Here is a 12,129-nt window from a genome sequence, read left to right as displayed (position 1 = left end):
TCAACAACGTAGGGACGCACGCATGGACATCATGCCGTATCTGAAGCTGCTGGTCGAAAAAAAGGGTTCCGATCTTTTTTTCAGCGCCGGAGCGCCGGTCAAGATCAAAATTGAAGGCCAGATCAATTCCGTGGGCAAGACCGTTTTGAGTGGCGAACTGGTCAAGGCCGCTGCCTACGCCATCATGACCGAACGCCAGATGAAGGGGTTCGAGGAAAAGATGGAATCGGATTTCGCCATTTCGCTCCCAGACAAGTCAGCACGCTTCCGCGTCAATGTCTTCCGCCAGCGCGGCGAGGTCTCCATTGTCATCCGCCTGGTTCCAAGCAAGATCCCGACCATCGATGAACTGGGCCTGCCGGAGATTTTGAAGACGCTCGTGATGCACAAGCGCGGTCTGATCCTCATGGTGGGGGCCACCGGTTCGGGGAAATCCACCACGCTCGCCGCCATGATCGATCACCGCAACCGCAACATGGCCGGCCATATTCTGACCATTGAGGACCCGGTGGAATTCTCCCATCCGAACCAGAAATCCGTCGTCAATCAACGCGAGGTGGGCGTCGATACGCTGTCGTATCACAACGCGCTCAAGGCGTCGTTGCGCGAGGCGCCGGATGTGATCCTGATCGGCGAAATTCGTGACCGCGAAACCATGGAGGCAGCGCTGGAGCTGTGCAATACCGGCCACCTTGCGCTTTCCACCCTGCACGCCAACAACGCCAATCAGGCCATGGAACGCGTCATCAACCTGTTCCCGCAGGATTTGCACAAGCAGTTGTTTCTGGACCTCGCCCTCAACGTGCGCTCGGTGATCTCGCAGCGACTGGTGCAGGGCGTGGACGGACGGCGGGTGGCGGCCATCGAAATCATGATCAACACACCGCACGTCGCCGATCTCATCCTCAAGGGCCAGATCAGCGAGATCAAGGCGGCGATGGACGGCAGCGGCGCCAAGGGCATGCAGACCTTCGATACGGCGCTCTACAATCTCTACAAGGAGGAACGCATCACGCTGGAAGAGGCGCTGAATAACGCCGATTCAAGGACCAACCTCGAAGCCAAGATCAACTTCGGTTAGACACCGCTTTCAAGTATGGCGGTTTTGAAGCGGTGTTTTTAACGATCCTCTGATATGACCACCGCCATCATCGAAGCACATTTGGAATTGCCACCGAAGCCCGAAGAGCCGCTGGCGGGGGAATGCTGCGGGCGCGGCTGCATCAACTGTGTGTGGATTTACTATGAGCGCGCACGTGAGCGGTGGCAGCAAAAATGCGAGGAGATCAGCGCGCGACACGCCGCCGCGGCAACCATCGATGACGGTATTTAGACACCGTGAATTTCCGCGGTCGCATTGCGGCTATTGAAAGATGACGGATTTCGCGTCGAACACCGGACCGTCGACACAAACACGTTTCATCGCCGGGCCCTCATCGGTTTGTACAAGCACCGTGCAACCGGCGCAGCCACCGACGGCGCAGGCCATATATTCCTCCAGCGAAAGCTGGCAGGGCAATTCATATTGCGCCGAGAGTTTTTTCACCGCCTTCAACATGGACGTTGGCCCGCAGGAAAAGATTTCCACCTCATTCCTTTCGGAGGCCGGCAGCGCCTTCAACCAGCGACGCGCGAGTTCGGTCACCGTGCCGTCAAAGCTGCCCGCAAAACCCTGGCGACTTGCCAGACGGCAGGGGATACGCCAGTCTTCCAGCAGCGGCATGGCGGCAATGACGTCCCCCGGCATCCCCGGAACCAGAATTGTCGAGGGCCGCAGCGTAAACGGAAATGGCACTTCCGAACCCATGAGCACCAGTGGTACTGGCGCGCCTTGCTGCCGCATGTGCTCGGCCAGAAATAGCATCGGCGGGATGCCGACACCGCCGCCGATCAGCAGTGGTTTGGCGCGGTACTCCTTGAGTTTGAATGGCACGCCGATGGGGCCGATCATGCTCACGTATTCTCCGGGTTTGCGACCCGCCAGCCGCTCGGTGCCGAGACCGTGCCGCTTGTAAAGGATATCGATCCAACCTTCGAAGGCATTCACCCTCATCAACGACATAGGCCTGCGCATGGGCAGCGCGGGATCGCATTGCAGATGGACAAAGCAACCCGGCCGAGCGTGCGCGGCGATTTGCGGGGCCTGCAAACGCACGACGTGCTGAAGTCCGGAGTAGGCATCCTGCCGCTGTACAACGCCGTCCTCAATGACCAAGGTGCCGCGCTGTTCGGGGCCGTAAGCCATGTGTCTCGATGAGGTTGCGTGGGCGCAAAGGGAGCGGCAGTGTAGCAGGATTTTTGTTTGAAACTACCCTCCTAGGTTATGTGGAGGCCGCCAGCCTATAATTTCCTCATGCGCCGGGCTCGCTTTCTCGTGATTTGCTCTGTTTTCATTCTCGCAGTGGGCATGGACCATGCCCAACCGCAGGAACAAAAATTTCCGCAACAGGCGGTGGAGTGGGACCGCGTCCTGCGAGAGGTTGAGACACATGTCGATCAGCCACTGACGCCGGCAATTGCTGAAAAACTACGGGCGCAAATCGGCGAGGTGCGCACCCAGACCGAAAATCGCCGGCGTGAAATCACCCGCGGCGTGGGGGAACTGCGGGACCAGCTCGAGGCTCTGGGGCCAGCACCGGGGGGCGGCGTGCCTGACGAAACACCGGAGATCAAATCGCGCCGAATCCAGTTAAATCGGGCGCTCGCCGATCTGGAGGGCCAGATCAAACAGTGCGATCTCGTCATCACCCGCAGTGAAAGCGTGCTGCGCCACATCTCCGCGCGGCAATTCGAGCGCCGGACCAGTGATCTTCAGGTGCGATTGCCGCCACCTTATGAATTGGATACCTGGCTTAATGCCGGTTCACAGGTGGCGTCCTTCGCGAGGCAATTGCATCGACGCGATGTGATCAAAGAGGGCAAAAACAACCTTATCGTACTGCCGCTGGTCATCCCGGGGATCATAATCGCCGTCATGCTGGGGCGCACGTTGCGGCGACGTATCCTGCGGCGCTATGGACGCGATCCAACCATCGCGCATCCCGGCTATGGGCGGCGTTGGATTGCCGCCGCTGCCGAAGGCATCGGTGGCGGACTGATCCCGGTGGTATCGGTCGTTTTGCCGTTTTCGGCGTCATGGTGGCTGGTCGTGGACCGGTTCGTCGATGTGCCCCAGCCATGGGGGCTGCTCACCGCCATTGTGTTCTATCTCATAGCCTCGGCGCTGGTGCAGGCTGCGTTCTCTCCGGATGTGCCAAACTGGCGGGTGTCGCCCATCAGCGAGCAGGCTTCGGCCAAGATCGGCTGGCGTCTCAATGCGCTGGCGCTGTTATTTGCAATAAACATGGCGGTGGTCACGTTCTTCGATCAAATCAACGAACCGGGCGAATTCCTCTCATTGCACTCATTCATCCTGAATTTGTTTCTTGCCCTAGTCTTACTTTCGTCGCTGCCGGCGAAACTTTTGCAGACGGCGCAATCCGTGCCGGAAAGGTTCAAGGAAGGCGCCCGCCCGCCGCCGACCTCGGCGCTGTCAACATATTTGCGCGCGTTGCTAGGGATCATTGCTGTCATCGCCTTGTTTGCCAATGTGCTGGGTTATGCGGCACTGGCAGATTATCTTTTACATAACACCCTCTACACGCTGCTGATGGTCGGAAGCATGATGGTGTTGCGCGCGTTGCTGCGGGAGTTTTCCGCACATCTGGCCGCGTCCCCGGAGGGCGTCATGCACGCCGCCAGTCATGTTTTGACTCGGAATGAGCGGACCAGCCGGTTGATGAACGTCTGGAGACTGGCCGGCATCGACCTGTTGTTGGCGCTCATCGGGGTGCTGGCCGGGTTGATTCTCTGGGGCATTCCTCCCGCCGACCTCTTTGAGTGGCTGCTCGGCACCTTCAGGGGCGTCACCGTGGGTTCCTACCATTTTTCGCTGGCGGACATACTGCTGGCGATCCTCGTTTTTGCCGTGCTTCTGATGGTCACGCGAACAGTGCAGCGTTTCCTGGAGTTCCGCCTGCTTCCAAACACGGGACTGGATATCGGCGTACGCGCGGCGATCACCTCCAGTCTGGGTTACCTTGGCGTGGGCGTGGCGTTGCTCGCAGCTGTCTCAACGTTGGGCATCAACTTGACCGGCCTGGCCGTGGTGGCCGGTGCGTTATCGGTCGGCATCGGCTTTGGCTTGCAGAACATCGTCAATAATTTCATCTCCGGCATCATCCTGATCCTCGAAAGGCCGGTGAAGGTTGGTGACACCGTCGCCGTCAAGGAGCACGAAGGCGTCATCCGTCGCATTCGGATGCGTTCCACTGAGATCGAAACCGGCCAGCAGGCCTCCGTAATCATTCCCAATGCTGATTTGCTGCAAAGCGCCGTGGTCAACTGGACGCACCACAGCCGCGCCAGCCGAGTCGAAATCCGCCTGACGGTGAGCTACCGCACGGATATCGACACGGTGGAATTGTTGTTGCTCGACTGCGCCAAGCGGCATCCCCGCGTATCTCGCTACCCGGAACCGACAGTGATGGTGAACAACTTCAGCGATCATGGCGTGGAACTGCTGCTGGGTTTCCAACTGGCGGATATCAACGATAAAGGCCGTGTCGGGAGCGAAGTAAGAAAGGCCATCCTGCGCACCATGGCAGCGCAGGGCATCGACATCCCGGTGACCGGTAAAACGGAGCCGGCAACGCCAACGTGATCCAAAAATTCAGAAGGCCGGCGCGACCGGCCGCGCCCATATGGACGCGTGCCTTGTTCGAGTAGAGAATATACTGCGGCGATTGTCTCTTTGACGCCAAGGATCAAGATGACCATGGAAAAAAACGCCGTCAATAACCAGCTGCTGCAGCGTTTACTGGAGCATTGTCACCGGCATACATTTCCTGCCAAATCCACGATCATTCGCCAGGGCGGGCCCGGCGGCGATTTGTTTTACCTTTTGAGCGGATCCGTCACCGTGCTCATTGAAGACGAGCAGGGCCATGAATTCGTGCTGGCCTATCTTTACCCCGGCGAATTCTTTGGTGAAATCGGATTGTTCAATCAGGAATTGGGTCGTACGGCGGTGGTGCGTGCGCGCAGCCGCTGCGAGGTGGCCCAGATTAGCTACAGCCGTTTGCGCGCATTGCCGGATATTTTTGTGGATTTGTTGATCGCGATGAGCGGGCAGCTGGCAAACCGGCTGCGCTCCGCGAACCTCAAATTGAGCAATCTGGTGTTCATGGATGTCTCGGGGCGGATCGCCCGCACGCTGATCGATCTCTGTCATGAGCCCGATGCCATAGTTCACCCGCAAGGCATGCAGGTGCGTATAACGCGACAGGAACTGGGGCGCATCGTCGGATGTTCCCGCGAGATGGTCGGGCGGGTGTTGAAGGAAATGGAGGCTCGCCACCTGATCAGCGTACAGGGCAAGACTATTCTGGTATTCGGCGCAGCCTTGCGCCGACCCGGAGGCTAGGCTGCACCCTGCCGGATGCATCCGCATCCGGCAGGACAACCAGGACAACCCATTGAGCGGCTAGGCGGCCTGGGCAAATCGCTTGCCGACGGCTTCAGGAGAGAACTTCGCGGTGCCTTCGTTGAACAACGCCTTGATCTCAGCACCCGTCTCCTGCTGAATTTTGAGCAGATTCTGGGTGGTCGCCGTCCATTGTTCGCGGATGCCCTTGATCATAGAGGTTTGCGCCGCAAACATGTCCTGAGATTCGGCTTGAGATGCAGGCTCAAAGTGAGTCAGGCTTGATTGCATCAGGGCGAGTTGCTCGCGGAGGGCGCGTTCGCCCGCATTCTGTAATATCTTGCTCGCCCGCAAACTGAGTTCGACTGCACTGCCATAAAGGTCAACGGTCTCGGCCAGGTAACTAATGACGGGGTTTTTCATGTGTAATGACTCCATTTGCTATTCGTGTCAGGTTAATGGTGCACTGCAACATATTGCGATGCAGCATATGCTTTGTATTATGAACTGTCAAGTAGGTCAAGCAAATAGTCCAGAGCAGAATGTAACGCCATGAAATTACTATAATTAATCAATGGAATAAAAAAGGGGCGGTGGATACACCCCGCCCCTCTGTACTTGGAGAAGTACTCAGGAACCTATTTGGCGACACTGCCGCCTTTATCGGTGCATTCCTTCTCGCTACCCATCATGGTCATGCCCTTGCCCTTGCAAGCGTTCTGGCCTTTGCAGGCGTTGCTCGCTGACTTGCAGGCACCCTGTCCCTTGCAGGCGTTGACACCCATACAATGCACGCCGCTATCCGCCGCTGACACGCTGGTGATGGGCGCAGCCGCAAATAACATTGCAGCCGCAGTAGCCAGAACGGCGCCGGTCAGTTTTTTCGTGGTAATCATGGATTGCTCTCCTTTGACGGTTAATGTTGGTTGATGCTTAAGCAGTACTATATTTGCTCTTGTTGCGGGCGGCTGGCTTATACCACCGCCAACAACTCAGAGCCTAACCCTCTTTAAACAAATATCATCCGGAAGTGACCGTAATGTGACCCGGTGACCGCCCGGCGAGTTCATCCAAAGAGAACTTAATTCGGGGTTGTGAATAACCCACCCACCACCTAGATGCCGGACACGGACCGCCGGTTACAGCAGCCACCCTATTATACGCGTCTGTCTTTAGGATCGGATTCCACCGCGCCGAAAACGGCGGCATCGGCGGACACGACAGCCCTTACAGTTTTGAGATAAACCTCCCTAGGGGTGGTGATCTCCTCCGGGTCTGGTTTTTTACCGGCTGACTGGGGGGAATCTTCAAGCATGGCCGCGGCAATCGCCAATGAGACGTCTTCGCTGATCGTTCCTGAACTCCTATTTTCACCGGCCTCGAGACCCACGGCCTTGGCATGGCACTTGGCCAGCTTTTCCAGAAATCTACTGCGCGCGAAGGGCGGCAGGGCGATCTCCCCCATGCCTGTTTCCAAGCGCCGGATCAAATCGGGCTGCAACTGTCGCAGCCGCGCGCGTTCAGTGGCATCGTGTTTGAGTGCCGTACTCCAGATCAGATCATCCATTGTATGAATGGCATCGTTCAACAAAGCGCCATTTTCCCCCCCCAGGAGAAAATGCTGGATCAGCAGGTGTTGCCAGTGGGTCAGGATAAAGCTGCGTACGGACTCATGAATGGCCGGTGTGGACTGTGATGGGTGATCCAGGCGGCTGTCTATCAAAGCGCGAATTTTTCGCTTGGCGTCCTCATGCCGGGGCTGGTCCGGTGGCGCATGGATTGTGCATGGGCCGGCCGCAGAGCTTTCACGCCGGACCGCGGCAATGTCTTGCTCCAACTGCATCCGTAAAGTGGCAAAGAGGGCGATGTCTTCCGCGAACTCATCCCGAACCCGCTGCACGGTGCGATCGATCAAACCCAACAGGGCCTCCAGCAACGCGGGAGTCCCCATGCTTTCTAGGCCTGCCCGGGTGATCGTATTAAGCAACTGGCGCGCCGGATGGGTTTTGAGGATGAAAAAATTGCTGTCGATGAAGGCAGTTTTCAAAAAAGGAATTTGCAAACAAGCGATACGTTCGCGCAGGGCGACCGGCAATTGTTCATCGTTCAAGAAATAATCAAACAACATGGCCACCAGATCGAACTTTGCGTCATCGGCCTGATCCATTCGGGGCAGGAAGCCCCGGATTTTTATATCGCGCACCACGTTGAAGGCAACGCGTCCTACCTTCGCCTCAGGAGTCGGGTACACGCCGCGCTGAAGTGATGTCAGCGCTTCCACCAACTTCGTGTTGACGGCGGCGGGTGGAAGTGGCGTGCTTGCTCCCGTCAACAGCCAGGACGATTCGATACGAGAACTTCCAGCCGCAATCACAGAGAGATCGAAAACGGCTGAGGGTAAATCACCCGCCGCAGCGTTTGCAGCGGCCTCCGGCTTTTGAACCGGCATCGGGATTTCCGGCAGGATCTGATGGTCAATGAGAAATTCATTCAAGATACGGTAGAGCGTCTGCAGGCGCCCCATCACGTGGCGATCAAAGAGGGCGAATAACAGCAGACGGATAAAGCCGCTCGCACAAACTTGGGACATTACGGTTTTGACGGTAACGCCAACAGTTGCGGGTCCGGCAGGATTGTCCCTGGCTGGAAGTCCGGGCCTTCCAAGCAATATGCCCACCCGCTGATTCAGGGCATGAAGTTCTTCCCGGGCGCCCCGCTCCGCGTTTTCAATCAGAAAGGCGATGGCCAATTGCCCTCTGGTGATGTCGTCATCGATCGAATCAGACTTCACCTGGGTGGGTGAAACGGCTGCCGGCGACGGGTGCAGGCGGCATTGATCAAAGGCGGAGAGAAATTCACTTTTGCAGTGGTCCTCCATTTGCCCGCGCTGCCGGTGAATCGCCTGCATCGCCTCGAAATACTCGCGTTTTACATGATAATCTTCTGATCTCCGCGCCAGATCAAAAAGCAGGTCATCAGCCTTGTCGAACAGGGTTCTGAGCGACGACTGCACATGATTGGCACACTGCGCGCGAACGGCTTCAAGCAACCCATGATGTTTCTGTGCTGACGTTTGGGCAGGCGTTTGACCAACGGGGGAATCCCGATGGGATTCACGACGCGCACCCTCACGGTTGCCCGTGTTGATCACGTTCATATGACAACTCTCGTTGGTACCGCCTTAATCTGGTTTTGGTGCCCGTCGAAACAACGGGCAGCGGGCCATGCTCAGCATACTGCAACGCTGTCAAAAACCCGCCAATGAAAACTATGGCAGACAATACGGCAAAAGTTAGAAAGGATTGTCCATTTTGTGACCGGCTTGGTAAAAATGCCCGCGGAAAAATTGCGCAGTTCGGAGAAAAATGTGAATTTGTTCAAATCCCGTATGGCGATGAAATGTCGACCGGGAAGTCAGGGCAGAAAATAAAATGCCAGTGCGACGATGAGGTAAACAGCCAGTAATTGTACGCCTTCCATCCAGTTGCTTTCTCCGTCGAGGATGATGACGTTGACTGCCACCACTGCGAGCACGGCGGCGAAGACCTCAAAGGGTGTGAACACGAGGCTTAGCGGAGAGGGCCCGAGGGTATAACTAATGAATACCAGCAAGGGGGCGACGAACAAGGCGATCTGAAGGCTGGAACCGATGGCGATACCAAAGGCGAGGTCCATCTTGTTTTTCAGCGCCATTAGCACCGCCGTACTGTGTTCGGCGGCGTTGCCGATGATGGCGACCAGAATGACGCCGACAAAAACCTCGGTCATGCCCAACGTCTTGGCCGCCGGTTCCACGGCCCCCACCAGCAATTCCGCCATCAGGGCGACAAAAACGGTGGCCACGATCAAAACGGCCAAGGATTGTCCGCGGCTCCAGCCCGCCACGCCCAGGGCCTGATCGTGTTCGAGGCTGGCCTCCCCGACATACAGATGACGGTGGGTTTTCAGCGTGAAGAGAAGGCTCAGCAGATAGGTGACGAACAATATCAGGGCTATTTCAAGGCTTAATCCCGCCTCATGTGCCGCCGCGCTCCCGGCAGCCAAGTAGTGGAACAGCGCCGGAACGATGAGACCGATGGCACTCAGTGTAAGCAAAGAAGCCCCCATGGCTGCGGCGCCACGATTGAACACTTGACGTGTGTGGCGCATTCCCCCACATAGCATGCTCAGGCCCAATACCAGAAGAATATTTCCGATGATGGAGCCGGTAATGGAGGCCTTGACCACATCGTGCAGGCCGGCCTTGAGCGCGATGACAGCGATGATGAGTTCGGCGGCGTTGCCGAAGGTGGCGTTCAGGAGGCCGCCCAGCCCCTCGCCCAGATCCTCGGCGAGATGTTCAGTGGCCCTGCCCAGCCATCCGGCCAGTGGCAGGATGGCTGCGGCCGAGGTGGCGAATATCCAGGCCGGATCGGCATGAGTGTGCTGGAGATAAAATGCGATTGGGACACACAACAGCAGCAGATTAAGCATCATCCGCTCCCTGAAAACACTATTGAACCGCGATCATGGCGTTCAAGGTTGGCGATGGTCTGGGCGCCCAACAGCAGAATGATGGCGCCGATCTCCATGCACAACAGAATGATGATGATGGCCGCAGCCGAACCGTACAGCGAATTCACCATGGAAATATTGCTGAAATAGTACACCAGCATGCGGCGCGTGGCCTCCCACAATGCAGTGGCGATTATTCCACCAACCAGGGCCCGGTGCGCCCGCACCGGCACGGCCGGCATGAGCCAGTAGATAGCCGCCATGGTGGTCGCCAGTCCCAATAATCCACCCAAGTAGAGTAGCAGGGCATTGGCCTGGGCCGAGGCGAGATGCTCGGCCAGGGCCGATGTGCTGTGTGCTGAGTAAGACATTAGCGTGACAGACAGGCCGGTAATCGCTAGCAGACCGGCGGTCAGGATGAAGATGAAGACAAAAGGCAGGAATGCCGAAACCCACGCGCGCCGGTGCCCCGGAGTGCGCGCAAAGATGATGGCGAGCGCATCCTCAAGCGTGCGGAAAGTCATCGAACTGAAGAAAATCACCGCCACGGTACCGATCCCGCCAACCAGATAACGATCTTCGATCACGCGGTTGAAATCGCTGGCGAAGGTTCCAGACTGTCCGGGCAGGATGAATTCAAGTTCGGTGGTGATGATTGACGTCAACAGTCCGCGATCGAAAAAACGCGAGGCCACCACAAGCAGCACGGCCACCAGCGGCACCAGAGACAGCAGGGTGTTATAGGCGATGGCGCCGGCGAGCAACAGACCCTTGTGATGCAAAAAATCGACGAGCACCTCCCGCCAGAAACCGATGCGAAACAGCGGCGATCCAGACATGGTGCGTTTTGGGAATTTAGAGAACCAATGACTTGGCCAGCCACAGAAACAGGCCCATGCTGGTGACGTCAGTCGCAGTGGTAAGAAAAATACTGGAGGAGGTCACCGGATCGGCACCGAGACGTTTCAACGTCAACGGAATCAGCACCCCGGTGACGCAGGCGGCGACGCAGGCGCCGATCATTGCCAGCAGCACCACCAGCGCCAGCATAAGCGGGCTTTGTGCGTGGCTGTGGTTGGCGTAGAAATACATTGCCGCCGCGGCCACCACGCCGACCAACAGACCGTTCAATAATCCAAGCAGCGCCTCTTTCACTATAATTTGACGTTGCAGGATGTTCTCGAACTCACCCAATGTCAGGCCACGCAAGGTGATCGCCAGAGCCTGGCAGCCGGTGTTGCCGGACTGCCCCGCGAGCACCGGCAGAAATACCGCCAGGACCACCACCTGCGAAATAGTGTCTTCGAACTGGCCAACGACCGCCGCGGCGATGAACGCGGTTAACAAATTAATTTGCAACCACGGCTGGCGGAACTTGAGCGATATAGGCCAGGCGGTGGAGAGATGTTCTTCTTTATCGACGCCGACCATACGACCGGCCTGGGCACTCATCTCGAAGGCCTGCTCCTCGAACAGCATGTAGCCCTGCACCAGGCCCAGCAAACACCTGTTGGCATCACACACCGGATAGACCGGGTAATGCCGGTGCACCACCGCGCGCATGGCCTCGCTAATCGTGGTCTCCGGATGAAAGAAAAATGGATTTTCCACCATGATGTCAATGAGCAACGTATCTTCCTCAGCCAGCAGCAGGTCGCGCATGACAATGACGCCTTGCAACCGTCGCTCATCATCAATGACATAGGCATAGGTCAGCAGTGATTCCTTGGCCACTTCGCGGATCTTCTCGATGGCCTTGCGCACGCTCACGCCCATGCCGAAAACCGCTCCTGCCGGTTCCATCAGCCGGCCCACGCTTTCCTCGGGATATTTCTGATTCAGCGACAGCTGAGTCCCGAATTGAGTATTAACCTCCGGAACAATGGCTGCGCGGCGCACATCCGGGAAACGCATTAGAATCTTCAGCGCCAGGGGCGGGTGCAGATATCCCAACACCTCGGCAATCATTTCATCGCTTTCGCGGGCTAGCAGATCAACGGCATCCAGGGGCGCGCGCCGTTGCACGGCGGTGACCAGTTTGCGGACGGTGGTTTGATCAACCGCCGTTGAAGCGGCCGGAGTGGTGGATTCGATCATGCATAATTCCTCGAACGGTCGGGCAGCTTGTAATCAGTGTCTCCATTGTAGACGCGTGCGGACGGCAATGCGAA

At 57.4% G+C, this 12,129-nt stretch carries 11 protein-coding genes; 4 read left to right on the top strand and 7 right to left on the bottom strand.

The annotated features are described in order from the left end of the window. Window positions 1-22: 22 nt before the first annotated feature. Together VMH34_06320 and VMH34_06315 are read left to right on the top strand one after the other, a co-directional pair. Window positions 23-1,081: a PilT/PilU family type 4a pilus ATPase gene (locus VMH34_06320; protein ID HTT08388.1), complete on the top strand. Its 1,059-nt coding sequence runs from the start codon at window positions 23-25 to the stop codon at window positions 1,079-1,081. A gap of 54 nt (window positions 1,082-1,135) precedes the next feature. After that, window positions 1,136-1,333, top strand: a complete 198-nt coding sequence (locus VMH34_06315; GenBank protein HTT08387.1) for an oxidoreductase-like domain-containing protein — start codon at window positions 1,136-1,138, stop codon at window positions 1,331-1,333. A 30-nt stretch (window positions 1,334-1,363) separates the two neighbouring features. Here the strand turns inward: VMH34_06315 and VMH34_06310 are convergent, their stop codons facing one another. Next, window positions 1,364-2,245, bottom strand: coding sequence for a dihydroorotate dehydrogenase electron transfer subunit (locus VMH34_06310; GenBank protein ID HTT08386.1), 882 nt, complete (start codon window positions 2,243-2,245; stop codon window positions 1,364-1,366). 162 nt (window positions 2,246-2,407) lie between these two features. On the opposite strand from VMH34_06310, the gene VMH34_06305 reads away from it, so the two are divergent. Together VMH34_06305 and crp are read left to right on the top strand one after the other, a co-directional pair. After that, complete coding sequence (locus tag VMH34_06305; GenBank protein HTT08385.1) at window positions 2,408-4,702, top strand: mechanosensitive ion channel domain-containing protein; 2,295 nt, start codon at window positions 2,408-2,410, stop codon at window positions 4,700-4,702. Window positions 4,703-4,810: 108 nt separating this feature from the next. Then, window positions 4,811-5,464 (top strand): cAMP-activated global transcriptional regulator CRP, encoded by a 654-nt coding sequence (crp, locus tag VMH34_06300; GenBank protein ID HTT08384.1) that lies wholly within the window; start codon window positions 4,811-4,813, stop codon window positions 5,462-5,464. Window positions 5,465-5,524: 60 nt separating this feature from the next. Here crp and VMH34_06295 read toward each other — a convergent pair whose 3' ends face one another. The 6 genes from VMH34_06295 to VMH34_06270 form a co-directional block, all read right to left on the bottom strand. Further along, on the bottom strand, window positions 5,525-5,887 hold the full coding sequence (locus VMH34_06295) for a hypothetical protein (GenBank protein HTT08383.1): 363 nt from the start codon (window positions 5,885-5,887) through the stop codon (window positions 5,525-5,527). A 215-nt stretch (window positions 5,888-6,102) separates the two neighbouring features. Further along, window positions 6,103-6,357: a hypothetical protein gene (locus VMH34_06290; GenBank protein HTT08382.1), complete on the bottom strand. Its 255-nt coding sequence runs from the start codon at window positions 6,355-6,357 to the stop codon at window positions 6,103-6,105. A gap of 263 nt (window positions 6,358-6,620) precedes the next feature. Continuing rightward, complete coding sequence (locus tag VMH34_06285) at window positions 6,621-8,621, bottom strand: DUF1631 family protein (protein ID HTT08381.1); 2,001 nt, start codon at window positions 8,619-8,621, stop codon at window positions 6,621-6,623. A gap of 257 nt (window positions 8,622-8,878) precedes the next feature. After that, window positions 8,879-9,937: a calcium/proton exchanger gene (gene cax / locus VMH34_06280; GenBank protein ID HTT08380.1), complete on the bottom strand. Its 1,059-nt coding sequence runs from the start codon at window positions 9,935-9,937 to the stop codon at window positions 8,879-8,881. Continuing rightward, window positions 9,937-10,797 carry a YihY/virulence factor BrkB family protein gene (locus VMH34_06275; GenBank protein ID HTT08379.1) on the bottom strand — a complete coding sequence of 287 codons (861 nt, stop codon included), beginning with the start codon at window positions 10,795-10,797 and terminating at the stop codon, window positions 9,937-9,939. Before VMH34_06275 ends, cax begins: the two co-directional genes overlap by 1 nt. Window positions 10,798-10,813: 16 nt before the next feature. Continuing rightward, entirely contained in the window at window positions 10,814-12,055 is a 1,242-nt protein-coding gene (locus tag VMH34_06270; GenBank protein HTT08378.1) for a magnesium transporter, read from the bottom strand. Window positions 12,056-12,129 lie beyond the last annotated feature (74 nt).

Source organism: Gammaproteobacteria bacterium, from assembly GCA_035501935.1.
In the GTDB taxonomy this organism is placed as follows: Bacteria; Pseudomonadota; Gammaproteobacteria; order JAJPIJ01; family JAJPIJ01; genus JAJPIJ01.
Note: the sequence above shows the minus strand (reverse complement) of the source record. Positions and strands in the feature narration are given on the sequence as shown.

Bases quoted from the DNA above. Each gene is read 5' to 3' on its own strand.
- VMH34_06320 (HTT08388.1), top strand. From the start codon at position 23: ATGGACATCATGCCGTATCTGAAGCTGCTGGTCGAAAAAAAGGGTTCC.
- VMH34_06315 (HTT08387.1), top strand. From the start codon at position 1,136: ATGACCACCGCCATCATCGAAGCACATTTGGAATTGCCACCGAAGCCC.
- VMH34_06310 (HTT08386.1), bottom strand. From the start codon at position 2,245: ATGGCTTACGGCCCCGAACAGCGCGGCACCTTGGTCATTGAGGACGGC.
- VMH34_06305 (HTT08385.1), top strand. From the start codon at position 2,408: ATGGACCATGCCCAACCGCAGGAACAAAAATTTCCGCAACAGGCGGTG.
- crp (HTT08384.1), top strand. From the start codon at position 4,811: ATGACCATGGAAAAAAACGCCGTCAATAACCAGCTGCTGCAGCGTTTA.
- VMH34_06295 (HTT08383.1), bottom strand. From the start codon at position 5,887: ATGAAAAACCCCGTCATTAGTTACCTGGCCGAGACCGTTGACCTTTAT.
- VMH34_06285 (HTT08381.1), bottom strand. From the start codon at position 8,621: ATGAACGTGATCAACACGGGCAACCGTGAGGGTGCGCGTCGTGAATCC.
- cax (HTT08380.1), bottom strand. From the start codon at position 9,937: ATGCTTAATCTGCTGCTGTTGTGTGTCCCAATCGCATTTTATCTCCAG.
- VMH34_06275 (HTT08379.1), bottom strand. From the start codon at position 10,797: ATGTCTGGATCGCCGCTGTTTCGCATCGGTTTCTGGCGGGAGGTGCTC.
- VMH34_06270 (HTT08378.1), bottom strand. From the start codon at position 12,055: ATGATCGAATCCACCACTCCGGCCGCTTCAACGGCGGTTGATCAAACC.